Source organism: Tepidamorphus gemmatus (assembly GCF_004346195.1).
Classification (GTDB): domain Bacteria; phylum Pseudomonadota; class Alphaproteobacteria; order Rhizobiales; family Tepidamorphaceae; genus Tepidamorphus; species Tepidamorphus gemmatus.
The window spans coordinates 163700-190661 of the sequence record NZ_SMAK01000007.1; the positions used below are offsets into that span (position 1 = coordinate 163700).

Annotated in this window: 23 protein-coding genes, 1 tRNA gene and 1 pseudogene; 11 read left to right on the top strand and 14 right to left on the bottom strand. The window is 67.9% G+C overall.

Annotated elements, in window-relative coordinates; translation table 11 throughout:
* Positions 1 to 258 precede the first annotated feature (258 nt).
* Together EDC22_RS12550 and EDC22_RS12555 are read right to left on the bottom strand one after the other, a co-directional pair.
* On the bottom strand, positions 259 to 2199 hold the full coding sequence (locus tag EDC22_RS12550; RefSeq protein ID WP_132807011.1) for a DUF2207 domain-containing protein: 1941 nt from the start codon (positions 2197 to 2199) through the stop codon (positions 259 to 261).
* Between the two features lie 5 nt (positions 2200 to 2204).
* On the bottom strand, positions 2205 to 2780 hold the full coding sequence (locus tag EDC22_RS12555) for a LemA family protein (protein ID WP_132807012.1): 576 nt from the start codon (positions 2778 to 2780) through the stop codon (positions 2205 to 2207).
* 472 nt (positions 2781 to 3252) lie between these two features.
* On the opposite strand from EDC22_RS12555, the gene EDC22_RS12560 reads away from it, so the two are divergent.
* Genes EDC22_RS12560 through EDC22_RS12575 form a run of 4 tightly spaced genes read left to right on the top strand, consistent with a single transcriptional unit; the run spans position 3253 to position 5741 of the window.
* The gene (locus EDC22_RS12560; RefSeq protein ID WP_245499746.1) at positions 3253 to 3873 is read left to right on the top strand and encodes a sigma-70 family RNA polymerase sigma factor; all 621 of its coding nucleotides are present in this window, start codon (positions 3253 to 3255) and stop codon (positions 3871 to 3873) included.
* Positions 3870 to 4526 carry a ChrR family anti-sigma-E factor gene (locus tag EDC22_RS12565; protein ID WP_132807013.1) on the top strand — a complete coding sequence of 219 codons (657 nt, stop codon included), beginning with the start codon at positions 3870 to 3872 and terminating at the stop codon, positions 4524 to 4526. The genes EDC22_RS12560 and EDC22_RS12565 overlap by 4 nt, the downstream gene beginning before the upstream one ends.
* Positions 4527 to 4530: 4 nt before the next feature.
* Positions 4531 to 5301 (top strand): SDR family NAD(P)-dependent oxidoreductase, encoded by a 771-nt coding sequence (locus EDC22_RS12570; protein WP_132807014.1) that lies wholly within the window; start codon positions 4531 to 4533, stop codon positions 5299 to 5301.
* Positions 5298 to 5741, top strand: coding sequence for a nuclear transport factor 2 family protein (locus EDC22_RS12575; RefSeq protein ID WP_132807015.1), 444 nt, complete (start codon positions 5298 to 5300; stop codon positions 5739 to 5741). The genes EDC22_RS12570 and EDC22_RS12575 overlap by 4 nt, the downstream gene beginning before the upstream one ends.
* Positions 5742 to 5764: 23 nt before the next feature.
* Here the strand turns inward: EDC22_RS12575 and EDC22_RS12580 are convergent, their stop codons facing one another.
* The 7 genes from EDC22_RS12580 to EDC22_RS12610 all read right to left on the bottom strand — a co-directional run bounded on the left by EDC22_RS12580 (position 5765) and on the right by EDC22_RS12610 (position 13800).
* Positions 5765 to 7486: a SulP family inorganic anion transporter gene (locus EDC22_RS12580; protein ID WP_132807016.1), complete on the bottom strand. Its 1722-nt coding sequence runs from the start codon at positions 7484 to 7486 to the stop codon at positions 5765 to 5767.
* A gap of 72 nt (positions 7487 to 7558) precedes the next feature.
* Positions 7559 to 7822 carry a helix-turn-helix domain-containing protein gene (locus tag EDC22_RS12585; RefSeq protein WP_132807017.1) on the bottom strand — a complete coding sequence of 88 codons (264 nt, stop codon included), beginning with the start codon at positions 7820 to 7822 and terminating at the stop codon, positions 7559 to 7561.
* A 155-nt stretch (positions 7823 to 7977) separates the two neighbouring features.
* Complete coding sequence (locus tag EDC22_RS12590; RefSeq protein WP_132807018.1) at positions 7978 to 9219, bottom strand: SAM-dependent methyltransferase; 1242 nt, start codon at positions 9217 to 9219, stop codon at positions 7978 to 7980.
* Positions 9220 to 9232: 13 nt separating this feature from the next.
* The gene (locus EDC22_RS12595) at positions 9233 to 10030 is read right to left on the bottom strand and encodes a DUF1365 domain-containing protein (protein WP_165926894.1); all 798 of its coding nucleotides are present in this window, start codon (positions 10028 to 10030) and stop codon (positions 9233 to 9235) included.
* Positions 10027 to 11355 carry an NAD(P)/FAD-dependent oxidoreductase gene (locus tag EDC22_RS12600; protein WP_132807020.1) on the bottom strand — a complete coding sequence of 443 codons (1329 nt, stop codon included), beginning with the start codon at positions 11353 to 11355 and terminating at the stop codon, positions 10027 to 10029. The genes EDC22_RS12595 and EDC22_RS12600 overlap by 4 nt, the downstream gene beginning before the upstream one ends.
* Before the next feature lie 118 nt (positions 11356 to 11473).
* Entirely contained in the window at positions 11474 to 12517 is a 1044-nt protein-coding gene (locus EDC22_RS12605; RefSeq protein ID WP_132807021.1) for an NAD-dependent epimerase/dehydratase family protein, read from the bottom strand.
* 2 nt (positions 12518 to 12519) lie between these two features.
* Positions 12520 to 13800 carry a nucleotide sugar dehydrogenase gene (locus tag EDC22_RS12610; protein ID WP_132807022.1) on the bottom strand — a complete coding sequence of 427 codons (1281 nt, stop codon included), beginning with the start codon at positions 13798 to 13800 and terminating at the stop codon, positions 12520 to 12522.
* A 184-nt stretch (positions 13801 to 13984) separates the two neighbouring features.
* Here EDC22_RS12610 and EDC22_RS12615 point away from each other — a divergent pair, with 184 nt between their 5' ends.
* The 6 genes from EDC22_RS12615 (at position 13985) to hisS (ending at position 22391) form a co-directional block, all read left to right on the top strand.
* The gene (locus EDC22_RS12615) at positions 13985 to 15850 is read left to right on the top strand and encodes an ABC transporter ATP-binding protein (RefSeq protein WP_132807023.1); all 1866 of its coding nucleotides are present in this window, start codon (positions 13985 to 13987) and stop codon (positions 15848 to 15850) included.
* A gap of 16 nt (positions 15851 to 15866) precedes the next feature.
* On the top strand, positions 15867 to 17777 hold the full coding sequence (locus EDC22_RS12620) for an ABC transporter substrate-binding protein (protein WP_245499747.1): 1911 nt from the start codon (positions 15867 to 15869) through the stop codon (positions 17775 to 17777).
* A 12-nt stretch (positions 17778 to 17789) separates the two neighbouring features.
* Complete coding sequence (locus EDC22_RS12625) at positions 17790 to 18818, top strand: ABC transporter permease (protein WP_132807024.1); 1029 nt, start codon at positions 17790 to 17792, stop codon at positions 18816 to 18818.
* The gene (locus tag EDC22_RS12630; RefSeq protein WP_132807025.1) at positions 18815 to 19981 is read left to right on the top strand and encodes an ABC transporter permease; all 1167 of its coding nucleotides are present in this window, start codon (positions 18815 to 18817) and stop codon (positions 19979 to 19981) included. The genes EDC22_RS12625 and EDC22_RS12630 overlap by 4 nt, the downstream gene beginning before the upstream one ends.
* A gap of 41 nt (positions 19982 to 20022) precedes the next feature.
* Positions 20023 to 20613 (top strand): class I SAM-dependent methyltransferase, encoded by a 591-nt coding sequence (locus EDC22_RS12635; protein WP_132807026.1) that lies wholly within the window; start codon positions 20023 to 20025, stop codon positions 20611 to 20613.
* Positions 20614 to 20885: 272 nt separating this feature from the next.
* Entirely contained in the window at positions 20886 to 22391 is a 1506-nt protein-coding gene (gene hisS, locus EDC22_RS12640) for a histidine--tRNA ligase (protein ID WP_132807027.1), read from the top strand.
* 135 nt (positions 22392 to 22526) lie between these two features.
* On the opposite strand, the gene EDC22_RS12645 is transcribed toward hisS, so the two are convergent.
* From EDC22_RS12645 to EDC22_RS12660, 4 genes and pseudogenes are all read right to left on the bottom strand, one after another.
* A tRNA-Arg gene (locus EDC22_RS12645) sits at positions 22527 to 22603 on the bottom strand.
* 417 nt (positions 22604 to 23020) lie between these two features.
* A pseudogene (locus EDC22_RS18110) lies at positions 23021 to 23188 on the bottom strand (IS256 family transposase); the annotation flags it as partial.
* Between the two features lie 31 nt (positions 23189 to 23219).
* Positions 23220 to 24203, bottom strand: a complete 984-nt coding sequence (locus tag EDC22_RS12655) for a zinc-dependent alcohol dehydrogenase family protein (protein ID WP_132807029.1) — start codon at positions 24201 to 24203, stop codon at positions 23220 to 23222.
* Positions 24204 to 24423: 220 nt separating this feature from the next.
* A complete protein-coding gene (locus tag EDC22_RS12660; RefSeq protein WP_132807030.1) occupies positions 24424 to 25083 on the bottom strand; it encodes an alpha/beta family hydrolase in 660 nt (219 codons plus the stop codon).
* A 92-nt stretch (positions 25084 to 25175) separates the two neighbouring features.
* Between EDC22_RS12660 and EDC22_RS12665 the strand changes: the two genes are divergently transcribed.
* The gene (locus tag EDC22_RS12665; RefSeq protein ID WP_132807031.1) at positions 25176 to 26024 is read left to right on the top strand and encodes a sterol desaturase family protein; all 849 of its coding nucleotides are present in this window, start codon (positions 25176 to 25178) and stop codon (positions 26022 to 26024) included.
* Here EDC22_RS12665 and EDC22_RS12670 read toward each other — a convergent pair.
* The gene (locus EDC22_RS12670; RefSeq protein WP_132807032.1) at positions 26018 to 26884 is read right to left on the bottom strand and encodes a transporter substrate-binding domain-containing protein; all 867 of its coding nucleotides are present in this window, start codon (positions 26882 to 26884) and stop codon (positions 26018 to 26020) included. The genes EDC22_RS12665 and EDC22_RS12670 overlap by 7 nt on opposite strands.
* Positions 26885 to 26962 lie beyond the last annotated feature (78 nt).

The following is a 26962-nucleotide window of genomic DNA, read 5'->3' on the forward strand; positions in this document are numbered from 1 at the left end:
CGCGGGGACCAGCATCGGACGGTCCGCGCTCTCGCGAATGATCTGCGTGAACGGTTCGGTGCGGGCGTCCGGGTCGACCGCCCGATCGACGGCCGCACCCGCCCCGCAAATGCCAGATGCGCTTCGATGAGTGCCTGATCCGGGCGGGCCGGATCATCGCTACACGCAACCGCTGCTCGGCTCCCATGCCCCGTTGCGTCGCACGTCTCGACGGCGAACCGCGTTCGACCGCACGGGACACTGCTCTGGTCAGGTTCCCTACCAGCCGCCCCCGCCACGGCCGCCACCGCCCCCACCCGAGCCTCCGCCTCCCGACGAGCCAGAGGACCTGGTGGTCGTCGCGCTTCCCAATGCCGCGCTTAGCGAGGATCCGAGGTTGCGAAGCTGCCCGGCGTCGCTGAAGCCGCGCCCCCGGCTGCCGATGCGGTACCACGAGGGCTTCAGATAGGCCTCCGCCTCGCCCCTGCCGCGCGCCGCCTCGATCTCGGCCTTGAACTGCGCACTCCAGGCCGTTTCCAGATCGAGCGCGACCGCATAGGGCAGCATCTCGTGGAAGTGCTCCGGGGTCTTGTCCGGGGGGCTTTCGAACTTCAGCCGGTCCTTTTCGGCCACCGTCATGTAGAGCCGGGTGCCCTCGATCTCATCGAGCGCCTGGCGGCCGAGCGCCGTCGGCGCCTTGAGCAGGTGGTAGAAGACGACGTTGACCAGCGCCGCCAGCAGCAAGGCCACGAACGGCACGGCGCCGATCTGGGCGCCGACGAACAGGAAGAACACGCCAACGACGAAGCACATCATCGTCAGCAGTATGGCCGGGATCAGCGCGCCGAACAGGGCTGCGTACTCGCCTGAGCGGCGGAACAGCGCAACCTGCTTCCACGTCGCGACCGCCGAGTTGCCGGCGACGATCGCCATCGCCGCCGGAACGGCGGCGACAAGCGCCACATCAAGATGGTCCAGAGACAGCAGCGCGGCCGCCAGCCATCCGATCACCGTGATCGCCAGTCCCAGCGCGAACCACTTGCCGTTGCGGTTGAAGTAGATCCGGTTGAAGGTCCGCTCGAAGTGCTTCTCCAGCGCCTTGCTGGCCGCGGTCAGCCGCTGACGGCTCGTCTCCGTTAGCGTCACCTTGTCGGCGCCGGTGAAAAGGGCATCGAACAGGACCCGCTCACCGTCCGACATCGGCTTCGCAGCGGCAGTTCCGGGAGCCACGGACACCGAGCGTGTCGCCTGGGTGCCGTCGATGATGACATGCCCCTTGACGGCGAGGCTGACGAGCGCTGCGGCGAAAGCGGTGGTGTCGTAGCCCATCCGCTCGATGTAGCGCATCGCCGCCGGCGGCAGGGTGGGACGATAGATCGGGATGATCGATCCACCGCGCGGGTCGCGGCCGATCCGATGCCAGACGACCAGATAGTAGCCGAGCACGATTGCCAGGGTCAGGACGGACGCCGCCAGCGACCCCCAGCGCTCCAGCCACTGGACGATGCGCTGGCCGGTCGTGGCAGGCGCAAGGAATCCTGACGGCCAGCCCACCGCCACCGTCAGCCCCTCGCCCGGCTGCAGCGGACGGGTCATGCGGAAGCGCGGATAGCCGTTCTGGGTCTCGTCGATCAGCACATCGCTGCCGGTGTCGCCCCAGTAACCGGAATAGGCCGCCACCTGCGACACCGGCGCGCCGACCGGCGGCACCACGACCGCGGTCGCCTCCAGAATGAGGAAGCTCCACGCGTTGCCGGTTACGTTCCAGTAGATCTCGTCGAATCCGTCGAATCGCCGCGCCTGGTCGCTCATCCGGTAGACGATCCGGTATCGGTAGATGCCGGGCGACAGGAACTGATCCGGATTGCCGAGATAGATGCGGACATTCGCCCCGTCCTGCTCGGTGCGATGCTGCTCCGGAGCGCCGTCGCGCAGGGTCTGCACGATGTCGAGGGTGGCGCGCCCGATACCGAGTACACCGACGCCACCAAGAGCGACGTCACGATAGATGCCCCGCCGGATCTCCCGGCCGAGCGCGACGACCTCGATGTCCTCGGTGACCAGCACCCCGCCATCGGTCTGGACTGCGATGCGCGCATCAAAGCTGCGGATCTCCTCGCGCGTCATGCCGCCAACGGACTGCGCCGCGGACGGGCCTGAACCGCAGATGAGGATGACCAGCGCCAGGCAGGCGCCAAGCAGCTGGAGGCTCGACGGCATTCCGTTCAGGTCCGGCTGAACGATACCGGCACCGGCTGCGAGGCGGCGGTGGCCTCGGTGGCGTCCAGCTCGAAGAATTCGCCCCTGGTGAAGCCGAACTGCCGGGCGACGAGGTTGGACGGGAACTGATCGATCTTGATGTTCAGGTCGCGGACCGACCCGTTGTAGAACCGCCGCGACATGTTGATGCGGTTCTCCGTGTCGGTGAGGTCGGCCTGCAGCTGCAGGAAGTTCTGGTTGGCCTTGAGATCGGGATAGGATTCGGCCAGCGCGAACAGATTCCTCAGCGCGTGCTGCAGGACGTTCTCGCTCTGCGCCTGATGCGCCGGGCTGCCGGTATCGGCCATCGCAAGATTGCGCGCCCTGACGACGGCCTCGAGCGTGTTCGCCTCGTGCGTCATGTAGCCCTTAACCGTCTCGACCAGATTGGGGATGAGGTCGTAGCGCCGCTTCATCTGTACCTGGATGTCGCTCCAGGCCTCCTCGGCGCGCGTCCTCAGCGAAACGAGACCGTTGTAGGTGACGACGACATAGATGCCGGCCGCAACGGCCAGCGCGATGAGCACGTAGGCAACGACCATGGCAGGTACTCCGCATTGGGGCCGCAAGCCTACATAAGCAGGTGACGTAGGGAAATGCCGATTTCGACCTGAGAAAGATCTCGGCCTGAGGAATGTTCCGGCCCACGGAAGCCTGCCCCGCCGGCAAGGCCGGCGGGGCAGTCGGCCGGCATCCGGTTGGGGGCTCGGATGTCGGCCGTGAGGGCACCCGGTTCAGGCTGCGGCCACGCGGGCCGCGCCGAATGCTCGATCCGGATCTTTCATAGGCACATTCGAATAATCGAATTCGGGAACTCCCTTAAGTCAACTTCTCGTAACAATCGCCGGCGCGTAACAAGCCGGAGGCGCGGACTGCACAGCGACCACCAGGCTTGCTGAGACCTCGAACATACGCAACGCCTGCCGCCATGGATCGCGGCTCTGTCGGCCACCCGGTGATCCGGATCCGTTCCCTCGGCGTATCAGCCGCGGTATCAACGAGGGATCTTGAGGCATGCACGCGGCATTCGCCATGACACCCGATCCCGCTGCCACAGCAATGTCGGCATCCGCCGAGCCGATGGCGCTGCTCGTGGCGCGCGTCGCCTTGAGCCGCGACCGCGAGGCGTTTCGGCAGCTCTATTGCCATTATGCGCCGCGGGTGAAGGGCCTGATGCTGCGCAAGGGAGCGAGCCCGGAGCTGGCCGAGGAACTGATGCAGGAAACGATGCTGGCGGTATGGACCAAGGCGTCGCTCTTCCATCCCGGTCGCGGCTCTGTGGCGACGTGGATCTTCACCATCGCCCGCAACCTGCGCATCGACCGGCTCAGGCGCGAGAACGTCCAGCATTTCGAGGATGTGCACGAGCTCGAGATCGCCGAGGGCGATCTGCCCGGCGGCCGCGAGGTGCTTGCCCAGGACGAGGCGGCGATCGCCCGGCAGGAGCAGCGCCGCGTGGCCGAAGCGCTCGGCACCTTGCCCGGCGAGCAAGCCGATATTCTCAGGCTGTCCTTCGTCGACGAGCTGTCGCAGAGCGATATCGCGCAGCGGCTGTCCCTGCCGCTGGGCACGGTCAAGTCGCGCATGCGGCTCGCCTATCGCCGGCTTCGCCTGGCCCTGGAGGAACGGTCGTGAACATTCGCCACCATCCCGACGAAGCGACCCTGTTGGCCTACGCGGCCGGCAGCCTGACCGAGGCCCTGTCCGTGACAGTCGCCGCGCATCTGGCAATGTGCGCACACTGCCGCGCCGCAGTGCGCACCGCCGAGGCGATCGGCGGCGCCTCGCTGGAGAACGCCGAAATCGCTCCGCTGGCGGCCGATTCGCTCGCCCACATGATGGCGCGGATCGAGACCCCGGCGGCGCTGAGGCCGGAGCCCCGGCCGAAGCCCCGCGTCACCGATCCGCGTGTTCCGATGCCGCTCGCCCGCCGTATCGACGGCGGTCTCGACGAGATCCGCTGGCGCTGGATTGCGCCGGGTGTGCGCAGCCACGAGATTTCCGTGTCGCCGAGCGGCGGACGGCTGGTGCTGCTGCGGATTGCGTCGGGCAAGGCGATGCCCGAGCACGGCCATCGCGGCAGCGAACTGACGCTGGTGCTGGCCGGCTCCTACAGCGATGCGACAGGCCGCTATGGCCCCGGTGATCTCGCCGACCTTGACGAGGATCTCGAGCACACTCCGGTGGTCGATTCCGAGGAGGATTGCATCTGCCTCGTGGCGACAGAGGCGCCGACCCGGTTCAAGTCGCTGATCGGGCGGTTGCTGCAGCCCTACCTGCGACTCTGAGGCCATGGCCGCGGCAACCGGAGCGGCCTGGACGACCGCCTGGGTGATCGGCGCCAGCTCCGGGCTCGGCCGTGAGATCGCGCGTCAGCTTGCGGCCCGCGGCGTCAGCGTCGCCGCTTCGGCGCGGCGGGCCGACGCGCTCGAAGTCCTCACTCGCGACAGTGGCGGCGCGATCCGGCCCTATCCGCTCGACATCGTCGACACAAGTGCAGTTCGTGCGGTGGCGGACCGGATCGAGCAGGACCTCGGAACGCCGGACCTGGTGGTGCAGGCAGCGGCCGTCTGGCATCCGTTTCGCCTCGACGACGTCTCGGCGGACAGCTTCGAGCGGTCGATGCAGGTCAACTATCTTGGCAGCGTCAACGTCGTCGCGGCGGTGCTGCCCCGGATGCGGCAGGCCGACCGCGGGACCATCGCGCTGATTGCCTCGGTCGCCGGTTATCGCGGCCTGCCGAAGGCGGCGATCTATGCCCCGACCAAGGCCGCCCTGATCAGCCTGGCCGAATGTCTGCACACCGAGCTGGACGGCAGCGGGGTGTCGGTCAGGATCGTCAATCCCGGCTTCATCGCAACACCGATGACCGCGCGGAACGACTTCCCGATGCCATTCCTGATGCAGCCCGACGAGGCGGCACGGCGCACGATCGACGGGCTGGCCGGACGCGGTTTCGAGACGGCCTATCCCCGCCGGTTCGTGGCCGTCCTCAAGCTGATGCGGCTGTTGCCCTATTCCCTCTACTTCCCGATCATCCGCAAGCTGGTGTCGCGCCGATGAACAGCCAGTCTGAGGCCCGTGCGGCCGTGGACCGCTACAACCGAACGCTCGAGACGCTGCGCCCCGACACGATCGACGATCTGCTGGCGCTGTGCACCGCGGACATCCGTTTTGCCGATCCGTTCAACGACGTGGTCGGTCGCGCCGCGGTCGGACGCGTCTACGAAGACATGTTCGGGAAGGTCCGCGACCTGAAGTTCACCGTGCTCGACTGTCATGGCGCCGGTCCGGTGTATCTGACCCGCTGGCGGTTCGAGGGCCGCATGGGCCGGCTCGGCCACAATGCGGTCGAGGGAATGAGTCACCTCACGCTCGACGGCGACGGGCTGGTGCGGGCCCATATCGACTACTGGGACGCCGCCCGCCTCTACGCGCGCCTGCCGCTGCTCGGAGCCATCCTCGCCGCGATCCGGCGGCGCATCTCTGCCCGCGCCGGCTGAGGCTGCTGGCGACCGTCCGCGGCTCAGTCCCGGGCGGACAGCCGACGGCGCAACTTGCCGACTGCGTCCTCGATGCGCCGGTCGAACCGCGCCAGCGGCGGCTTGATGCCGTTGGCGAACAGCGTCTGTCGCATCTCGTGGGTGGTGCCGGTGAACACCAGCCGGACACCGCGCCGGTGGGCCTTGTGCGCCAGGGTCTCCAGCGTGTTGGCTGCGGTTGAATCGAGGAAGGGAACCGCCGACAGGTCGATCACCAGGGCCCGGTGGCGATCGGCGATGCGGTCCAGTACCGAGCCAATCGAGGCGGCGGCCCCGAAGAAGAACACGCCGGAGATCCGGTAGACGACGACGTCGGGATCGGCGGCGACGGTCTCGTCGTAGGGCGTACGGCCGCCATTGGCGGTGTCGGCGCGGTCCTCCGGCACGAACGGCACAGCCGTCTCGATCGCGGTCATCCGCGACATGCGCTGGATGAACAGCAACGAACCGAGCGCGACGCCGACGACGATACCTTCTGTCAGATCGCGGAAGATCGTCAGCAGGAAGGTCGCCAGCAGGACGGCGGCATCGCCCCACGAGGCCTTCAGCAAGGCGGCGAAGGCCTGCTTCTCGGCCATGTTCCAGGCGACCACGATCAGGACAGCGGCAAGGCTCGCCAGCGGAATGAAGCGCGCCAGCGGCGCCGCCACCAGCACGAAGCCGAGCAGGAAGACCGCATGCAGCATGCCCGCGATCGGGCCGTGCGCGCCGGCCCGCACGTTAGTCGCGGTGCGCGCGATCGTGCCGGTCACGCAGATGCCGCCGAACAGCGCGGAGCCGATATTGGCGATGCCCTGGGCGACCAGCTCACAGTTCGAACGGTGCCGGCGCCCGGTCATGCCGTCCGCAACCACGGCCGAGAGCAGCGATTCGATCGCCCCGAGCAGGGTGAAGCTCACCGCGCTGGGCAGGACGGCCACCACCTTGGCGAGGCTCATCTGCGGCAGCGCCGGCATCGGCAGGCTGGCCGGGATGCCGCCGAAGGCGGAGCCGATGGTGGCGACCGGCAGATCGAGCAGCGCGGTGGCGAGCGTTGCGATGGCCACCGCCATGAGCATGCCGGGCCAGTGCGGGCGCACCGCCTTGAGCCCGGCGATGGCGGCCACCGTGGTCGCCGACAGCGCCACCGTGACGGGATCGACGGTGGCGGCGGCTTTCCACAGCGCCGGCAGCTTCTCGATGAGCGGACCAGGCTCCGGACCGGCGAGTGCAAGACCGAACAGGCTCTTGATCTGGCTCGCGGCGATGATCACCGCGATGCCGGCCGTGAAGCCGACCGTCACCGGATAGGGGATGAACTTCACGTAGGTGCCGAGCCTGAGCAGCCCGACGGCGACGAGCATCACCCCTGACATGAGGGTGGCCAGGATCACCCCGTCCATGCCGTGGGCAGCGGCCGTGGTGGCGACCAGCACGATGAAGGCGCCAGCCGGCCCGCCGATCTGGAACCGGCTGCCGCCGAGTGCGGAAACGAGAAATCCGCCGACGATCGCCGTGTAGAGCCCCTGCGCCGGTGTCGCACCGGAAGCGATGGCAATGGCCATCGAAAGCGGCAGCGCGACGATGGCGACGGTCAGCCCGGCCAGGGCGTCAGATCGCAGGTTCGCGACGCTGTAGCCTTCGCGGAGGACGGTGACCAGCTTCGGGGTGAACAGTTCGACGAAGCTCGGTGCGGCCTCAACCGCTGTGGTCCTCGATGGTCTCATGCGTGCTGCGCCCTCAACAGGCGCGGCGGGAATTGTCCGGCCGGGGTCGGTGTTCCCGTCGCAGATGGTGTCTCAGCTCTGGGGTGGGGCCGGCTCCTTGAGGCGGACGCCGCGCCCGCCGGCAAGGCTCTGGGCATTGTCGCCGATCAGCTCGACGCCGGCGCGGTCGAGGGCCTCGATCACCCGGGTCAGGCTGTCGACGACACCCCGCACGGTACCGGGGCTCGCCTCCATCCGCTGGATGGTCGGAACCGAGACGCCCGCCAACTCGGCCAGCCTGCGCTGGTCGAGTCCGAGCAGCGCCCGCGCGGCGCGAAGCTGCATGCCGGTCATCATGATTGCGGCCTTGTATATGTTTATGACTGCTTGCGCAATGTATATTGATGTTTCAAACATCAACATCGTGGCGACGACCAGCACCTGCCCGGCCGCCGCGAGCCGGTCTGCCGGTGTGCGGAAAAGGCCGGCAGGGCCGGGCACCCGCCACGCGCTCAGCCGGTCTTCACCAGCCGGTAGATGCCGACGTCGATCGTGCGTTCGGTGAAACCCGCCTCGCAATAGGCGAGGTAGTAGTCCCAGCGCCGGCGGAAGCGCTCGTCGAATCCGAGCGCGGCGATCTGCGGCCAGGCCGCGTTGAACCGCGACCGCCATTCGCGGAGCGTTCGCGCGTAGCAATCGGCGAAGGTCTCGACGCCGTCGAGCGCGAGACCGGCCCGCTCCGCCTCGCGTGCGATCACCGTGCGCGTCGGCAGCATGCCGCCGGGAAAGATGTATCGCTGGATGAAATCGACGCCGCGCCGGTAGCGCTCGAACAGCGGTTCGGCAATGGTGATCGCCTGGATGGCCGCCGTGCCGGACGATCTGAGCCGCGCCGCCAGCGTCGCGAAGTAGTGCGGCCAGTTGGCCTCGCCGACGGCCTCGATCATTTCGATCGAGGCGATCCGATCGTAGCTGCCCTCGGTATCGCGGTAGTCCTCAAAGCGCAGATCGCACCGGGCCGCCAGACCGGCCTCGGCAATGCGGCGCCTGGCATAGACGAGCTGCTCGCGCGACAGGGTGATGCCGGTCACGGTCAGATCGCGCTCGCCCGCCGCCACCTCGGCGAAGCCGCCCCAGCCGCAGCCGATTTCCAACACATGGTCGCCGGCCTGCGGCGACAGCGCCTCGATCACCTTGCGGTACTTGGCATGCTGGGCAGAGGCGAGGTCGTTGGCGCCATCGGCAAAATAGGCGCTGGAATAGGTCATGCTGTCGTCGAGCCAGAGCCGGTAGAAATCGTTCGACAGGTCGTAATGCGCCGCGATGTTCCGCCTGGCTCCGGCGCGGGTGTTGGGCCTGACCAGATGGTAGAGCCGGTCGGGGAGGCGCACGCGGAACAGCCGCCCGCCGGCCGCCCCGAGCGCGGCCTCGTTATGCAGGAAGAACCGCAGCACCGCCACCAGATCGGGCGTGGTCAGATCGCCGTCCATATAGGCCTGGGCAAAGCCGATGGTGCCGCGGCGGATTGCCTTCGGAATGATTGCGAGATTCCGGAAATCGATCTCGGCGTCGATGCCGTCGCACCCGGACTCCAGCCGGAAGCGGCCCCCGTCCGGCACCGTCAACGTCAGACTGCCGACCGGCCGGAAGTTCCGCAAGGCATGCTGGAGGGCGGCAAGCGCGGCACGATCGAGCAGACCGGCGACCGGCCCGCGCGGACGGTAGGTCAATCGGGGCAGGGGCGACAGGCTCATCGATGCTTGCAACTCACTGCAACGGTCCGTCAGGTTCCGGGGAGGAGAAGATGGCGGAATGGCCGGTGTCGCGCGGCCGCGGCACCATGCGAAGGCCCTTCCGCCACAGCTTCAAGGCCTCCCAATGGATGCCGGCCGTAACTTTCCACGTCAATGCCGGATGACGCGCCAGGGTTCGGACCAAACCGCGATCGTCGAACGGCCGCCGTCGACCGACCAGATGGGCCGTGAGGATCGGCTGGCGCCGGCGCGACAGGGCGACGCCGACCCTGACCCGGTCGCCGGGCGGTGCTATGGTGAAATCGTAGCGGCCGTCGGCATGATTGAAGGGCGACACGTAGAGTCGCTTGTCGGCCACCTGCCGGATCGGGCCCGTCGGTGCCGGCCCAGCCGGAACGACATAGGTCTTGCGCTCCCCGAAGGTGTTGGAAACCTCGTACAGGATCAGCCGCACCTCGCCCGAGCGGGCATAGCAGAAGTAGACGGAGAGCGGATTGAAGACATAACCCAGCATGCGCGGCAGGCACAGGAGCTCGACACGCGCGATCTCCCCCGCCAGCCCGGCCGCCGCGGCGAGCCGTGCCGCGTGCTCGGCCAGCGGGGTGCCGTCGCCCGGTCCGTGATCCCGATCGCGGATCGAGAACAGGTTGAAGCGGTTGTGGGAGAACAGCCGCGATCGGCGGTCGAGCTCGTCGAGCCGGGCGATGTCGACCAGCGCATAGGTCAGCGCGTATCGCAGTTCATGGTCGACCGGATGCAGCCTGCGGTGGACGACGATCACGTCGTAGAGGGCTGCGGGCGCGTCGCTCACTCGGCAGGCTCCGGTACGGGCCCGCCGGTCAGCGGCGGGGTGACCGCGATTCGACCTGATTCCGCGGCAACAGTCCACGGCCGGCGCAGTCCGCCGAGCTGTTCGGCCACGGCTAGCCCGGACTGTATGCCGTCCTCGTGGAAGCCGTCGCCGAAATAGGCCCCGCAGAACCAGGTGCGGCGGCGTCCCTGCAGCTGCCACAGCCGCGCCCTGGCGGCCATCGACCGGGCATCGAACACCGGATGATGGTAGACGAAGCTGCCCAGCACGTGCGCTGCGTCCGGCATGGCGGGCGGATTGAGTGTCACGAAGATGTCGGTCCGCGTCGCCAGCGGTTGCAAGCTGTTCATCCAGTAGCTGACACATAGTCCGGTCTCGGCGCCGGCGCCTGTCTTGATGTAGTTCCAGCTCGCCCACAGCCGCCGCCGCCTCGGCATCAGCCGGACATCGGTATGCAGGACGGCATGGTTGCGCTGATAGGGGAAGGCCGACAGCAGCTCGCGCTCGACGTCGTCGGCGTCGGCGAGAATCGACAGGGCCTGGTCGGCATGGGCGGCGACGACCACCTGGTCGTAGCGCTGGCGACCTCCGTGCCCGTCCAGCACCTCCACCGCGGCGCCACGCCGCGCCACCTCCCGGACCGGCGTCTCGAGACGCAGCACGATGCGCGAATCCGCTAGCAATCGCCGGACATATTCGCGGCTGCCGCCGATCACGGTGCGCCAGCGCGGCCGGCCGACCAGGCGGGTGAGGCCGTGATTGCGGTAGAACCTGAGGAAGGCGGCCACCGGATAATGTAGCATCCTGTCGGCCGGTGTCGACCAGATCGCCGCGCCCATCGGCAGCAGGTGCTCCTCGATGAAGCGTCGCGAATATCCGGCGGCAGCCATCGCCGCGCCGAGACCGAGCGGGGACTCGCACAGCGCATCATCGCGCGAGGCCTCGCGAAAGAACCGGAGGATCTCGGCAAGCAGGCGCCAGTGGTCGCGGTCGAACAGATTGCCGGGCTGGCCGAAGAAACCGGCGAGCGAGCCGGAATATTCGTAGCGTCCGTCCCCTGCCGACAGCGCGAAACTCATCCGGGTGGATGCGGTGGGTACCGCGAGGTGGCGGAACAGCGCAGTCAGGTTCGGATAGTTGCGCTCGTTGTAGACGATGAAACCGGTGTCGACCGGAACCTGCCCCTCTGGCATTGCGACGTCGACGGTGTTGCTGTGGCCTCCGACATGCGCTCCCTGTTCGTAGAGCGTCACGTCATGGGTTCGCGACAGCAGCCAGGCGGCCGACAAGCCGGAAATTCCGCTGCCGATCACGGCGATTTTCATGCAGGCCCCCTTCCGGACGGCATGTCCGGCCGTCCCGGACGCTCGCGACGGATACGATGTGCAGCCAGGGGCGGATCACCGCCGCGAGCGGGAGCGGCGCGGGGCGCGGCGGGGCGTGTCAGGTGCCGTAGTAGTCGCGATACCAGTCCACGAAGCGGCGGACGCCGATCTCGATCGGGGTGTCGGGACGGTAACCGATGGCGGCCGCGAGATCCTCGACATCGGCGGCCGTGGCGCGGACGTCGCCGGGTTGCATAGGCTGGTAGTCGCGCACCGCCTTGCGCCCGAGAACCTCCTCGAGCAGCTCGATCAGCCGCTCGAGCCCGACGGACCGGTCGGTGCCGATATTGTAGATGCGCCATGGTGCGGCGGCGGTGGCGGCGGCCGGCTCGCGGCCGTTCCAGGCAGCGTCGGCGACCGCCGGCCGGTCGGCAATCCGCACCACGCCTTCGACGATGTCGTCGACATAGGTGAAGCTGCGCTGCATCTGCCCCTCGCCAAACACGGCGATCGGCTCGCCGGCGAGGATCGCGCGAGTGAACAGGAACAGCGCCATGTCCGGCCGGCCCCACGGGCCGTAGACCGTGAAGAACCGCAGGCCCGTCGTCGGCAGCTCGAACAGATGGCTGTAGGCGTGCGCCATCAGTTCGTTGGCGCGCTTCGTCGCGCCATAGAGGCTGACCGGATGGTCAGCCGGGACGCGCTCGCGGAAGGGACTGGCGGTCACCGCCCCGTAGACAGAACTGGACGAGGCATAGACCAGGTGGCGCACGCCGTGGTGGCGACAGCCCTCCAGCACGTTGATGAATCCGGCGAGATTGGCCGACACGTAATCGTGCGGCGAATGCAGCGAATGCCGCACCCCCGCCTGCGCGGCCAGATGGATGACAAGGTTGGGTTCGTGCGCCTCGAATACCGTCGCCATCTGCTTCTGGTCGGCGATGTCGGTGCGGCGGAACACGAACCGGTCGAAGGCCGCCAGCCGCTCGAGGCGCGCCGTCTTCAGTGCGGGGTCGTAGTAGGCATTGAGATTGTCGATGCCGACGACGGCACGGCCGGCCTCCAGATAGCGCCGCGCAGTGTGGTAGCCGATGAAGCCCGCAGCCCCGGTCACCAGGATTGGCCGGTCGGCATAGGCGGCCGCGATCCCCTGGGCTGCCATTGTCACAGGCTCCAGTAGGCAATGCCTGGCGGCATCTGCGGAGCCGCAAAGGCCGAGGTCACATCGACGAACAGACCGCCAGGCCGCAGCATCGCCGCCAGGCTCGCCGCGCCGGCCTCGAGATAGATGCGGTGCGGCACCGCCAGCACCAGCGCGTCGAGCCCCGCGAGGCTGTCGGCGGGCATCAGCGCGAGCCCGGTGTCGGCTGCAAACCTGGCGGCGTCGGCAAGCGGATCGGCGAGCAGAACCGTGATGCCGAAGTCGGACAGTTCGCGGGCGATGTCTGGGACCCGGCTGTTGCGGGTGTCGGTGACGTCGGCCTTGAAGGTCACGCCGAGGATGCCGACCCGGGCGCCGGCGAGCGGACGGCCGTCGCGGGCGAGCCGGCGTGCGACCTCTGCACCGACATATCCGCCCATGCCGTCGTTGATGCGGCGCCCGGCAAGGATCATCTGCGGGTGATGGCCGGCCATCTCCGCCTTCGCGGCCAGCCAGTACGGATCGACGCCGACGCAGTGGCCGCCGACCAACCCCGGCCGGAACGGCAGGAAATTCCACTTGGTGCGGGCTGCAGCGATCACGTCGGCGGTGCGGATCGACAGCCGGTTGCAGATCATGGCGAGCTCGTTCATCAGCGCGATGTTGATGTCGCGCTGGGTATTCTCCAGTACCTTTGCCGCCTCCGCCACGGCAATCGACGGTGCGCGGTGGATCCCGGCCGGAACGATCGCCGCATAGGCACGGGCGACACGCTCCAGGGTGTCTGCATCCTCGCCCGCGACAACCTTGACGATCTGGGCGAGCCCATGCTCCCGGTCGCCGGGATTGATGCGCTCCGGCGAATAGCCGAGCGTGAAGTCCCGACCGCGTACCAACCCCGACGTCGCCTCGAGCAGCGGCCCGCAGATTTCCTCGGTCGCGCCTGGATAGACGGTCGATTCGAACACGACGACCGCTCCGGGCGACAGATGCGGGCCGACGGCGATGCAGGCCTCGCGCAGCGGCCCGAAGTCCGGCCGGCGGTGATCGTCGATCGGGGTCGGCACCGCCACGACGATGAAGCTGGCGCCGGCGAGCGCCGCCGCATCGGCGCTGAAGCGCGCGGTGGTAGCGGCCAGCTCGGCCGGCTCGACATCGCCGTTGCGATCGCGCCCGGCGGCGAGATCTGCGACGCGGTCGCGATCCCGGTCGAAACCGGTTGCCGTGCCGAATGCCCGTGCGAAGGCGAGCAGCACCGGCAGACCGACATAGCCGAGGCCGACGACCGCGACCCTCTCCTGCATCCTGAACCTTTCCGCTTCCGCCGCCCAGTCCTGCCGGCTCGCGAACCGGCCGGCATCAACTAACGTCTTTCGCTGTCGGCGAACAGATCCGCGACGGCGGAACGAGGCTTTCCTTTCGCTGTCAATCCACCTTAACATTCACGCCAAAGACTGAGGCCTTAAGGGGAACGGGGCCCGAGCGAAATTGACCATCCTTGCGGTCGAGGATCTGACGATCGACTTCCGGTCGATGGAAGGCGGTCTGCGGGCGGTCGACGGTGCCACGTTCGAGGTGGCGGCCGGTCGCACCACTGCGCTGGTCGGCGAATCGGGATCGGGAAAGACCGTGATCTCGCAGGCGATCATGGGGATCCTGCCGCAGGCCGCGCGGATCACCGGCGGCCGGCTGCTGTTCGATGATCCAGCCACCGGCAGCCGGACCGACATCGCCGCTCTCGACCCTGCCGGCAACAGGATGCGCGCCCTGCGCGGCAACCGGATCGGCATCGTCTTCCAGGAGCCGATGACCTCGCTGTCGCCGCTGCACACGATCGGCGACCAGATCGGCGAGTCCGCCGAACTGCATCTCGGCCTCACCGCCGCCCAGGCGCGGGCGGCGACGCGCGACATGTTGAAGCTAGTCCAGTTTCCCGACCCCGAGCGCGCGCTCGACACCTACACGTTCGAGCTGTCGGGCGGCCTGAGACAGCGTGCGATGATCGCCATGGCACTGATCTGCCGCCCGGCGCTGCTGATCGCCGACGAGCCGACCACGGCGCTCGACGTCACCATCCAGGCCGAGATCCTCAAGCTGATGCGGTCGCTCCAGGCCGAACTCGGCATGTCGATCCTGCTGATCACCCACGATTTCGGTGTGGTCGCCAACATGGCCGACGACGTGGTCGTGATCTATCGCGGCCGCATCATGGAATCCGGTCCGGTCGCCGACATCTTCGGCAACCCCCAGCATCCCTACCTCAAGGCGCTGCTCAACGCGGTGCCGCGCTTCAACATGGCGCCCAACGAACGGCTGGTGCCGCTGCGCGAGATCAAGCCGCAGACCGGGGGCCACCTGATGAAGCCGCGCGAGGAGGCCGGCGCGCGCGGCCAGCCGATCCTCGAGGTCGACCGCATCTGCAAGAGCTTTCCGCTGCGCAGCGGCGGCTTCTTCTCGGCGCCGCGCATGGTCAGGGCGCTCGATGCGGTGTCGTTCGTGGTCCGGCGCGGCGAGTGTCTCGGTCTCGTCGGCGAATCAGGCTCCGGCAAGACCACCACCGCGATGGCGATCCTGCGGGCGATCACCCCGGACTCCGGCCAGATCCGCGTCGCGCTGGACGGAACGATGCGCGACATCGCCACGCTGGAGGGTCCGGACCTGATGACGTTCCGGCGCAAGCTCCAGGTGGTGTTCCAGGATCCGTTCTCCTCGCTCAACCCGCGCATGACGGTCTACGATATCCTCTCGGAGCCGTTCATCATCCACAAGACCTGCGACATTGCCGAACGCAACGAGCGGATCGGCGAGCTGATGCGCCTGGTCGGCCTCGACGAGCGGCATCTGCGGCGCTATCCGCATTCCTTCTCCGGCGGACAGCGCCAGCGCATCGGCATCGCCAGGGCGTTGGCGCTCGGCCCTGAGATCGTCCTGTGCGACGAGCCCGTCTCGGCACTCGATGTCTCGGTCCAGGCGCAGATCCTCAACCTGTTGCGCGATCTCAAGGACAAGCTCGGACTGACCTATATCTTCGTCAGCCACAACCTCGCGGTGGTCGACTACATCGCCGATCGCATCGCGGTGATGTGCCGGGGGCTCGTGGTGGAACTGGCCGACAAGACCGACCTGATCCGCGATCCGCGCCACCCCTATACCCGGGCGCTGCTGGCGGCGGTTCCGGAACCGCGCCTCGATGCCCTGCTCGACTTCGAGGCATTGTCGGCGGGTCGCGCCTCAGATCCGATGGCCTGGCCGGAACCCTTCCGCCCGCGGCCGGGCCCCGCGCCGGCACTGACCGAGGTGTCGCCGGGCCATTTCGTCCTCGCCCCCGGACTGGTCGGCGCCGAGGCTGCATGAACAGGAGAGCCGTCAAATGTCGATGATCGGCCGACCGGCCGCACTGGCCGTCGTTCTGGCGGTAAGCCTGGCGGCGGGACCCGCCCAGTCCCTCGAATTCCAGGAAACCGAAACGCTGTCGCGCACCCACGATGCGGCCAGCCTGCCGCCGGTCGCCGAAAGGCTGCCGAAGGAACCGCTGGTGGTGGACCTCGAGTCGCGGGGACGAACGGCAGGTCGGCACGGCGGCGACATCAATACGCTGATCGGCAGGGCCCGCGACGCCCGGCTGATCAATGTGTGGGGCTATGCGCGGCTCGTCGGCTACGACGAGAACCTCAACCTCGTCCCCGACATCCTGCGCGCAATCGAGGTCGAGGGAGACCGGGTGTTCACGCTGCACCTGCGCGAGGGCCACAAATGGTCCGACGGCCATCCCTTCACCTCCGAGGACATCCGCTACTGGTGGGAGGATGTCGTCGGCGAGCCGTCGCTGACGCCATCCGGACCGGCGCCGTTCATGCTCGCGGACGGCCGGCCGCCGGTGTTCGAGGTGATCGACGAGACGACCGTCCGGTTCACCTGGGACAGCCCGAATCCGCTGTTCCTGCCAAGCCTCGCGGCGGCCCGCGATCCGTTCATCTACCGTCCGGCGCACTACCTGAAGCAGTTCCACATCAAGTACGGCGACAAGGATGCGATCGAGCGGCAGGTGAAGGAGGCGCGCGCCTCGAGCTGGGCGTCGCTGCACAACGCCAAGGACGACATGTACAATGCCGAGAACCTCGACCTGCCCAGCCTGCAGCCCTGGGTGATCCGCTCGACCGGCGGCGGCCAGCGCTTCGAGATGGTCCGCAACCCCTATTACCATCGGGTCGACCCCGACGGGCGGCAGCTTCCCTATGTAGACCGCGTGATCATGTCGCTCGCCGACGGACGCCTGATCCCGACCAAGACGCAGGCCGGCGAGGCCGACCTGCAGGCGCGCGGTCTCTCGCTGGCCGACGTCACCGTGCTCAAGCGCGGCGAGGCGACCCAGAACTACCGCACCCTGCTGTGGGCGAATGGCAACGCCGCGCAGGTCGCGCTCTACCCCAACCTGACCACCAGGGATCCGGTGTGGCGGCAGCTGTTGCGCGACACCCGGTTCCGCCACGCACTGTCGCTTGGCATCGACCGCGAGATGATCAACCGGGCGATCTATCTCGGACTCGGCAAGCCCGGCAACAATACGGTCCAGCCGCAAAGCCCCCTGTTCAAGGAAGCCTATCGCACCCAATGGGCGGGCTTCGACACGGCCGAGGCGAACCGTCTGCTCGACGAGATCGGTCTGACCGAGCGGCGCGCGGATGGGATCCGGCTGCTCCCGGACGGTCGGCCGCTCGAGATCATCGTCGAGACGGCCGGCGAAAGCGCCGAGCAGCTCGACGTGCTGGCACTGGTGGCGGAAACCTGGAAGGAGATCGGCGTCGCGCTGTTCGCCAAGGCCTCGCAGCGCGACGTGCTGTTCAACCGTGCCCTGTCGGGCGATCTGGTGATGGGCGTGTGGTCGGGCTGGGACAATGGCATCGCCACGGCCGACATGCCCCCCGACGAACTCGCGCCGGTCCACGGCGACTCCTCGCTGCTGTGGCCGGCCTGGGGCGACTACTGGGAGAGCCACCAGGCCTCCGGCGAGCCGGTCGACTACGCGCCGGCGCAGGAACTGCTCGACCTCTATATCGCCTGGCTCGGCTCCGCCTCGTCGCAGGAGCGCGCGCGGATCTGGGACCGGATGCTGGCGATCCATGCCGACGAGACGCTGATCATCGGCATCGTCTCCGGCGTCCGCCAGCCGGTCGTCGCCAAGACCAAGCTGAAGAACGTTCCTGCCAAGGCCTTCTACGGCTGGGACCCCGGGGCGCAGTTCGGGATCTGGCGGATGGACGAATTCTGGATCGACGGCTGACCGGGACCGCAGATGCTGCTGTATACCCTGCGCCGCCTGGCCGGCATGGTACCTACGCTGCTGGTGATCAGCCTGATCGTGTTCTTCGTGATCGAGCTGCCGCCGGGCGACTACCTGTCGAACCAGATCGCCCAGTTGCGGGCGCAGGGCGAGGCGTCGAGCGTCGCGCGTCTCGAATTCCTGCGAACCGAGTTCGCGCTCGATGAACCGTTCTGGAAGCGGTATCTGATCTGGATCGGTCTGTGGCAGGGCCCGCACGGCTTCTCCGGCCTCTTGCAGGGCAACTGGGGCTGGTCATTCGAGTTCAACAAGCCGGTCGAGCAGGTGGTCGGGCCGACCCTGCTGCTGACCGTCATCCTGAACTTCGCCACAGTGCTGTTCGTCTACGTGGTTTCCTTTCCGATCGGTATCTATTCGGCGACGCGGCAGTACAGCTGGGGCGACTACGGCTTCACCTTGCTCGGCTATCTCGGGCTCGCGACGCCGAACTTCCTGCTGGCGCTGATCTTGATGTACCTGGCCAATGCCTGGTTCGGCCTCACCGTCGGCGGACTGATGGCGCCCGAATATGTCGACAAGCCCTGGACGCTCGACAAGGTCCGGTCGGTGATGGCGCATCTTGTCATCCCGGTCATCGTCATCGGCACCTCCGGCACTGCCGGCATGATCCGCCGGCTGAGGGCCAACCTGCTCGACGAACTGCACAAGCAGTACGTCACCACGGCCCGCGCCAAGGGGCTCGGCGAGACCCGGCTTCTGGTGAAGTATCCGCTCAGGATGGCGCTCAATCCGTTCATCGCCGACATCGGCAACATCATCCCCTCGCTGGTGTCGGGATCGGTGATCGTCTCGGTGGTCCTGAACCTGCCGACGGTCGGGCCAATCCTCCTGACCGCGCTGCAGAGCCAGGACCAGTTCCTGGCCGGCTTCATCATCCTGTTCGTGGCGATCCTGACGCTGGTCGGCATGCTGATCTCCGACCTGCTGCTGGCCGTCGTCGATCCGCGCATCCGGCTCGGGGCGGAGGCCGGTCGCACATGACGATGGAAACCGTGGGTCCGAATCATCGCGTCGACCGCGCCCCGTTCGATCCCTCCGGCCCCGAGATCGTCGATGCCGACCGCGAGCGCTACTATCAGGCCTCGCAGTGGCGGATCGTCTGGTGGAAGTTCCGCCGGCACAGGCTGGCGGTCTGGGCCGGCGTCGTGCTGATCGTGTTCTACCTCGCCGTGCCCTTCGCCGAGATCATCGCGCCCTATGCCGCCAACGCGCGCAGCAACGACCATCTCTACGCCCCGCCGCAGGCGGTCCGGCTGTTCCACGAGGGGCGTTTCGTCGGCCCGTTCGTCTACGGTCTCAACGCCGAGATCAATCTCGAAACGATGGCCTGGGAATATGTCGCCGACACCGATGACGTGCAGCCGATCCGCTTCCTCTGCCTCGGCGAGTCCTACAGTTTCTGGGGGCTGATCCCCGGCCGCTTCCATCTGTTCTGCCCGGCCGAAGGCGGCACGCTGTTCCTGCTCGGCACCGACCGTCTCGGCCGCGACCTGTTCTCCGGCCTCGTCTACGGGGCGCGGCTGTCGCTCACCATCGGCATCGTCGGGGTCGCCATCTCGATCACGCTCGGTATGTTCTTCGGCGGCATCGCCGGCTATTTCGGCGGCATCGTCGATGCCGCCGTCAACCGGCTGATCGAGGTACTGCGCTGTCTGCCGGAACTGCCGCTGTGGATGGCGTTGTCGGCGGCACTGCCGGTGACGTGGAGCCCGGTGTGGATCTATTTCGGCATCACCATCATCCTCGGGCTGCTCGACTGGCCGGGTCTCGCACGCGCGGTGCGTGCCAAGCTCCTGTCGCTCAGGGAGGAGGATTACGCGCGCGCGGCGGTGCTGATGGGGGCGGGGCCGAAGCGGATCATCGGCAAACATCTGCTGCCGGGCTTCACCAGCCATCTGGTGGCGAGCGCGACGCTGGCCATCCCGAACATGATCCTCGGCGAGACGGCGTTGTCCTTCCTCGATCTCGGTCTGCGCCGGCCGGCGGTCAGCTGGGGCGTGCTGCTCAACGAGGCGCAGAGCATTACCGTCGTCACCGTCTATCCCTGGCTGATGGCGCCTGTGGTCCCGGTGATCATCGTGGTGCTCGCCTTCAACTTCCTCGGGGACGGCTTGCGCGACGCGGCAGATCCGTACAAGACGTGAGCGAAGGCGCCGCCCCGGCGCTTGCGACGAGGATGATTGATATGCCGAACGCCGCCACGGGCAGGGAGTGGGACGAGGAGTATCGCGGCGGCCGCTGGGGCTTCCTGCTCGACGTGAAGGAAGTGGCCCGCACCGGCGCGATCGCGGGTTGGCTGAAGGCGACAGGCACGGGTGAGCGCGTGCTCGACATCGGCTGCGGCGAGGGCGTGCTGTTCGGCCATCTCGACCGCGGCGCACTTGCCAGCTATGTCGGCGTCGACATTTCCGCAGAGGCGCTGGCGCGCGCCAGGGTCGATCGGTCCGTGGCGCGGCTGGTCGAGGCCGACCTGCAGGGCTTCGAACCTGATCCGGGCGAGACCTTCACCGCCGTGGTCTTCAACGAGGTGCTGCATTTTGCCGACGATCCCGGCGCCGAGCTTTCCCGCGCCGCGCGATGGCTCGCGCCCGGCGGCGTGATCGCGGTGTCGATGTATGCGCCGTGGAAGGAGACCGGCGGCGGCTACGCCAAGGTGACCGCCATGGAGGCGGCCTGTGTAGGTCGGGAGTGGACGGTGCTCGATGCGCTCGAACTCGTCAGCCAGGCCAAGGATGTGCGCTGGCGCCTCAGGCTGATCCGGCCGGCAGACGCATAGAGCCGGTCCCGGAGATCCGGAGCCGATGCTCCGTCGGGCGAAGCGCGACAACAGGCGGGCGGAGCGGGCTGTAGATTCCGTGGCCCGACGAACCGGTGCGGCCACGCCGCCCCGCGGCTCCACGCCCGCATCATCAAGGCCAGGCGCCTCGGTGCGGCGAGCCGGGATCGGGACGCGTCCACGCGCGCCCAGCCTTGCTGCTCCTGCCGCTATGCTCTAGGTAGGGCCGCGCCCCGGATGGCGTTTCCCGTACCACATCAGAGCGTTCCGACATGGCCAGGACCGACAGGCTGAAGGCGCGGCTGCCGCGCGGCTTCCAGGATCTCGACGCAGCCACCCTGCGCGCCCAGCGCCGCATGCTCGCGACGATCCGCGAGGTGTTCGAGCGCTACGGCTTTGATCCGCTCGAGACGCCGGCGATCGAATACACCGACGCATTGGGGAAATTCCTGCCCGACCAGGACCGGCCGAACGAGGGCGTGTTCTCGTTCCAGGACGACGACGAAGAGTGGCTGAGCCTGCGCTACGACCTCACCGCGCCGCTCGCGCGGCATGTGGCGGAAAACTATGACCGCCTGCCCAAGCCCTACCGTACCTACCGCGCCGGCTACGTGTTCCGCAACGAGAAGCCCGGGCCGGGACGGTTCCGCCAGTTCATGCAGTTCGACGCCGACACGGTGGGAAGTCCCGGTGTCGCGGCCGATGCCGAAGCCTGCATGATGGCGGCGGACGTGATGGAAGCCCTGGGCATCAAGCGCGGCGACTATTTGGTGCGGGTCAACAACCGCAAGGTCCTCGACGGGGTGATGGAAGCGATCGGGCTTGGCGGAGAGCAGAATGCCGGCCGGCGACTGATGGTGCTGCGGGCGATCGACAAGCTGGATCGACTGGGGCAGGACGGCGTCACCCTGCTGCTTGGTCCGGGGCGGAAGGACGAGAGCGGTGACTTCACCAAGGGTGCCGGGCTCAACGACGACCAGATCACGACCGTGATCAACATCATCGGCGATCCCGCAACGCCGCGTTCCAGCGTCCAAGGCGATTCCGACATCGTCACCATTCACAACATGATGGCGCAGCTCGGCGGCTCTGCGACCGGACTGGAGGGCGCGCGTGAACTGCAAGAGATCAGCGCATTCATCGAAGCTGCCGGTTACGCCGATCGTGTCAAGATCGACCCCTCCGTCGTGCGCGGCCTGGAATACTACACCGGGCCGGTCTACGAGGTCGAACTCACCTTCGAGACCGTCAACGAGAAGGGCGAGAAGGCCCGCTTCGGCTCGGTCGCCGGCGGCGGGCGCTATGACGGGCTGGTCGAGCGGTTCCGGGGCGAGAAAGTGCCGGCGACCGGCTTCTCGATCGGGGTGAGCCGTCTGTTCGCGGCGCTCAATGCGCTCGGGCGGATCGAGACCGGCGGCGATCTCGGCCCGGTCGTGGTGCTGGTCGACAGGGACGAGGCGAGTATCGCCAACGCCCAGAAGATGGTCGCCGAGCTGCGCGGCGCCGGCATCCGCTCCGAGATGTATCTCGGAGGCTCGCGCAGTTTCGGCCCGCAGATGAAATATGCCGACCGCCGCAACAGTCCCTGTGTCGTCATCCAGGGCGAGGACGAGCGGGCGCGCGGCGTCGTGCAGGTCAAGGATCTGATCGAGGGCGCCCGCCTGTCTGAGGCGATCGAAAGCCGCGAGGAATGGCGCGCGGCAAGGCCCGCACAGGTCGAGGTCGCGCGCGGCGATCTCGTGGCGACGGTGCGCGCCATCCTGTCGCGGCACGGGTAGAGCGATCCTGACCGGATGGGGTGTGCGGCGCGCCCGCCGGTGGCTTGCGACAGCCGCATCGGGGCACCTCGATGCCGGGAGTGACGACCGTCCACCCGATCAGGTCGCGTGCCCGAGATCAGGAGCGAGAGAAGATGGCGCACCCGGCGAGATTCGAACTCACGACCTCTGCCTTCGGAGGGCAGCGCTCTATCCAGCTGAGCTACGGGTGCTTCGCCTGAAATCGCGCGGACCATAGCGGATCGGCGCGGGGCGGGCAATCGGGCAGAAGCGATGAGGGACACGGCACGCGGCGCCTCGGACGAGGTTTCAGGCTCGAATCCTGTCGCATCCGCCTCGGGTGGCGAATGTCCCACCGAATGGTGTCGGTGGCGAGGATGGTCGCGGCGCTGTGCGGCATTGCCGGGTTAATCAGCGCGCCACGGCGGGCAGGCTGGCGACGGGATCATCGCTGACGCTGGCGACGCATTCGAGCTTCATGGAGCGGGTGCGCTGGACGGCCCATGCGTCATTCCGTCGGAGCAGCCGAGCCGCGACGCGGCGGACGATGACATCATCATTCGCGGGCATCGTCGTTCGGCAGCGGCAGCTTCTGGCGTCTCCCGGGCCCAGGCGGAGGCGAAGAAGGCCGAGACGAGGCAGCCGCCGCGGCATATCTTCAGGTAGGTGGCGGAGTAGGTGGCGGAGATCCAGATATCGGGCCAGTCGCCCTCGATCGGCCGCTCGAGGACAGTCTTCACCTTGCCGTCGATCTCTTCGCACAGCAGAGACACCTGGGTCCTGGAGATGCCGCTCCCCGGAGCCACGCGCGCTCGACGCCACGGCATCTCACGGCACGAGCACGGCCGCGCCGGTCAAGGCCCCGTCGCGAAGCCGTGCCAGGGCCTCGTTCGCCCGTTCGAGGGGGACGACCTCGATGCTGGTTTCGATGGGCATCTCGGCGGCGACGCGCAGGAAGCTCTCGCCGTCGGCGCGCGTCAGGTTGGCAACCGAGCGCACGACGCGCTCGCCCCACAGGATCGCGTAGGGAAAGGAAGGGATGTCGCTCATGTGAATGCCGGCGCAGACGACCGTGCCGCCCTTTCGCACCGACCGAAGCGCGGCGGGAACCAGCGGCCCCGCCGGCGCGAAGATGATCGCCGCATCGAGCGGTTCGGGCGGGGTCTCGTCCGACCCCCCTGCCCATCCGGCACCGAGGCTGCGCGCGAAATCCTGCGCCGCGGTGTCTCCCGGCCGCGTGAAGGCGAAGACCGTCTGGCCCTGATGGCGGGCGACCTGCGCCATGATGTGGGCGGCGGCGCCGAAGCCGTAGATGCCGATCGTCTCCGCTTCGCCGACCATGCGGTGGGCCCGGTGGCCGATCAGGCCGGCGCAGAGCAGCGGCGCAGCATGCAGGTCGTCAAAGGACGGCGGCAGCGCAAAGCAGTAGCGCGCCTGCGCGACAGTATACTCCGCATAGCCTCCGTCGATCTGCCAGCCGGTGAAGCGGGCGGTATCGCACAGGTTCTCCCGCCCGGACCGGCAGTAGCGGCAGGCGCCGCAGGTCGCGCCGAGCCAGGGGATGCCGACGCGATCGCCTTCCTTCAGGCCGGCGATGCCGGGGCCGGTCGCGGCGACATGGCCGACGATCTCGTGGCCAGGAACGATCGGAAACCGGGTATCGGGAAGTTCCCCGTCGACCAGGTGCAGGTCGGTGCGGCAAACGCCGCAGGCGGCGATCCGCACCAGGACCTGCCCCTCGCCCGGAGCGGGAACCGCCCGCTCGCGCAGGACGAGCGGGGCGCGCGCAGCCTCAAGCACCATCGCCCGCATGGCAGCCGCTCACCGCACCGCGCGCATGCGCACGCCGACATCGCTCCGATGACGGGGCTCTCCGATCGGGCGACCGACGAGCGGCCCCGGGCGGAACAGGGGAACGTCCGGGCGGATCATGGAGACCTCCATCGCGACGTGATTTGCGAGACATTCTACCCGTCTTTGGCGCTACCCGTCTTTGGCGGGCAGGCGCTGCCCCGGGTCAGGCGTCCTGCGATCATCGGCCTGCCACCTGTACGGCAAACGCCGCGACGGCATCCGCGGCGGCATCGAGGTTGCCCTTCCAGGTGGCCGGCGAGCGTCCGCGCGGCTTGAAGTCATGGTCGCCATCCGCGAGATAGGTGACGGCGATCGTGGCCGGAAGCTGCCATCCGGCGATCTCGGCGGCGCTGCCGAAGGGATCGCGGTCGCCCTGGCAGATGAGAACCGGTAGCCGGGCCGCGCGCAGGGGATCAAGGCGCAGGTCGCTGGCGTTGCCGGGTGCATGGAACGGGTAGCCGAGACAGACGACGGCAACCGCCCGCTGCGCCACCTGCGAATCGGCCGCGGCCATCGCGGCGACCCGCCCCCCGAGCGACTTGCCACCGATCAGAAGCGGCAGCCCTCCGGCCTCGGCGGCAGCCGACGCGATCCTTCTGAGAAATTCCCCCACCAGTCGATCGGCACGCGGCGGTGGCGTTTTCGCGCCTCCGCGCCGACGTGCAGCCATGTAGGCGAATTCGAATCGGGCGACGGCGATGGCCCGCGCCGCGAGCCGTTCGGCCATCGCATCCATGAAGGGGCTGGTCATCGCCGCACCGGCGCCATGCGCCAACAGCAGCGCCGCACGCGGCGATGCCGGACGGGTCCACACCATTTCGTCGAAGGACTGCGACATCGGCTCCCGTTCGTTCGCGGCGCAGCGACTTGTCGCGCGCAGCAGGCGCACGATATTGCCGGCAGTCAGAACCGGCAACGGCACCTTGCACCATGGACGGCATTCACGCGAGCGGCGAGGCCATTCTCCGCCTGTCAGTGTTCACGGCGGTGTTCATGGTCATGGCACTCGCCGAATGGGTGGCGCCGCGCCGCCCGCTCGGTCATGGCCGCGGCCGGCGCTGGGTGACCAACATCGCCATCGTCGCGATCGACACGCTGGCGGTGCGGCTGATCTTTCCGTTGGCGGCGGTCGGCTTCGCGATCTGGGCGGAGACCCGGGAAATCGGCTTGTTCCAGATCCTGGGCACCCCCGGGATCGTCGCCGGCATCATCTCGTTCGCCGTCCTGGACCTGGCGATCTGGGCGCAGCATGTCGCTGTGCACAAGGTACCGGTGCTGTGGCGCGTGCACCGTGTGCACCACGCCGATGTCGATATCGACCTGACCACCGGCATCCGCTTCCATCCGATCGAGATCGTGCTGTCGATGCTGTGGAAGATGGTGGTGATCGCCGCGCTCGGCGCGCCGCCACTCGCCGTCTTCGTGTTCGAGGTGGTGCTCAACGGCATGGCGATGTTCAACCATGCCAATGTGCGCCTGCCGGCGCGTCTCGACCGGATGCTGCGGCTCGTCATCGTGACGCCGGACATGCACCGGGTGCATCACTCGACGGAGATGCGCGAGACCGATTCCAACTACGGATTCAATCTGTCGATATGGGACCGGCTGTTCCGCACCTACGTGCCGCAGCCCGCGCTCGGCCACGAGGGGATGCGGATCGGGCTCGAGGAGTATCAGTCGGAGGATCCGACCCGGCTCGGCTGGTCCCTTGCGCTGCCGATTGCGCCACTTGACCGAAGGCGCCGTTCGACCGGGTCCGGTGGTCAGCCCGCTCAATAGAAGCTGACCGGGAAGTAGCGCAGATAGATTTCGCGGTAGGTGCCGTTCCCTTGGATACGCGCCAGCGCGAAGTCGAATGCGGCGATCAGGCGATCGTTGCCGGGCTTGACGGCGATCGCCAGTCCCTCTCCGAAATAGCGGGACTCGGTGAAAGGGCCTCCGGCGAAGCGGCAACAGGCCTGCGAGGCGGTTCCGTTGAGCCAGAGGCTGGTGTTCAGCCCGTCGGCAAACAGAAGCTCGACCGTCCCGCTCTTCAGCGCCTGCCGTGCCTCGCTCTCGGTGCGATAGGTGGCGATCGCCGATCCGGGGAAGAATGCCCGCAGGAAGGCCTCATGCGCCGTGCCCTCGGCCACGGCGATCCGGCGCCCGCCGAGCGTCTCGGGAATCGTGTCGGTGATCGGCGAGTTGCGCGCGACGGCGAAGCGTGCCGGACGGGTCAGGAACCGGGTGGAGAAATCGAAGCGGGCGCGCGATTCGCCATCAATAGAGAACGAGCCGACCACCGCATCGCCGATGTCGCCCGCAATCGCATCGGCCAGGATGTCCCAGCGCAACGGCTGCACGGTGCACGGCACGGCGAGCTCGATGCAGATCGCCCGCGCAAGCTCGACGCTGAATCCGGTCGGAAGGCCGTCGGCGCCGATGAAGGCGAACGGCGGATCCTCGGCCTCGACGAGGAAACGGATCGCCCGAACGTCATCGAGATTGGGCTTCTCCAACCGGTGCGCCGTATCCCAGAAACTCGGGACGGCGACCTCCTGCGCAGGCTGACCGGCTGCAGGCGCGGCACAGAAGGCTGCCATCAGCAAGCCCGCCGCCAGTCGGCCGGTCCTGGTGCATTCCCTGCCTCGATCAACCATCGCGAGAATTTCCTGCCGGGCGCGGAGAAAAGCTGTATAGTCGGCCGGGTCAGTCTTGTCAGCAGTCTGGCCGGGGGG

Coding starts and splice junctions, on each gene's coding strand:
- EDC22_RS12550 (WP_132807011.1), bottom strand. CDS start 2,199: ATGCCGTCGAGCCTCCAGCTGCTTGGCGCCTGCCTGGCGCTGGTCATC.
- EDC22_RS12555 (WP_132807012.1), bottom strand. CDS start 2,780: ATGGTCGTTGCCTACGTGCTCATCGCGCTGGCCGTTGCGGCCGGCATC.
- EDC22_RS12560 (WP_245499746.1), top strand. CDS start 3,253: ATGCACGCGGCATTCGCCATGACACCCGATCCCGCTGCCACAGCAATG.
- EDC22_RS12570 (WP_132807014.1), top strand. CDS start 4,531: ATGGCCGCGGCAACCGGAGCGGCCTGGACGACCGCCTGGGTGATCGGC.
- EDC22_RS12575 (WP_132807015.1), top strand. CDS start 5,298: ATGAACAGCCAGTCTGAGGCCCGTGCGGCCGTGGACCGCTACAACCGA.
- EDC22_RS12580 (WP_132807016.1), bottom strand. CDS start 7,486: ATGAGACCATCGAGGACCACAGCGGTTGAGGCCGCACCGAGCTTCGTC.
- EDC22_RS12585 (WP_132807017.1), bottom strand. CDS start 7,822: ATGATGACCGGCATGCAGCTTCGCGCCGCGCGGGCGCTGCTCGGACTC.
- EDC22_RS12590 (WP_132807018.1), bottom strand. CDS start 9,219: ATGAGCCTGTCGCCCCTGCCCCGATTGACCTACCGTCCGCGCGGGCCG.
- EDC22_RS12600 (WP_132807020.1), bottom strand. CDS start 11,355: ATGAAAATCGCCGTGATCGGCAGCGGAATTTCCGGCTTGTCGGCCGCC.
- EDC22_RS12605 (WP_132807021.1), bottom strand. CDS start 12,517: ATGGCAGCCCAGGGGATCGCGGCCGCCTATGCCGACCGGCCAATCCTG.
- EDC22_RS12610 (WP_132807022.1), bottom strand. CDS start 13,800: ATGCAGGAGAGGGTCGCGGTCGTCGGCCTCGGCTATGTCGGTCTGCCG.
- EDC22_RS12620 (WP_245499747.1), top strand. CDS start 15,867: ATGTCGATGATCGGCCGACCGGCCGCACTGGCCGTCGTTCTGGCGGTA.
- EDC22_RS12625 (WP_132807024.1), top strand. CDS start 17,790: ATGCTGCTGTATACCCTGCGCCGCCTGGCCGGCATGGTACCTACGCTG.
- EDC22_RS12630 (WP_132807025.1), top strand. CDS start 18,815: ATGACGATGGAAACCGTGGGTCCGAATCATCGCGTCGACCGCGCCCCG.
- EDC22_RS12635 (WP_132807026.1), top strand. CDS start 20,023: ATGCCGAACGCCGCCACGGGCAGGGAGTGGGACGAGGAGTATCGCGGC.
- hisS (WP_132807027.1), top strand. CDS start 20,886: ATGGCCAGGACCGACAGGCTGAAGGCGCGGCTGCCGCGCGGCTTCCAG.
- EDC22_RS12655 (WP_132807029.1), bottom strand. CDS start 24,203: ATGCGGGCGATGGTGCTTGAGGCTGCGCGCGCCCCGCTCGTCCTGCGC.
- EDC22_RS12660 (WP_132807030.1), bottom strand. CDS start 25,083: ATGTCGCAGTCCTTCGACGAAATGGTGTGGACCCGTCCGGCATCGCCG.
- EDC22_RS12665 (WP_132807031.1), top strand. CDS start 25,176: ATGGACGGCATTCACGCGAGCGGCGAGGCCATTCTCCGCCTGTCAGTG.
- EDC22_RS12670 (WP_132807032.1), bottom strand. CDS start 26,884: ATGGTTGATCGAGGCAGGGAATGCACCAGGACCGGCCGACTGGCGGCG.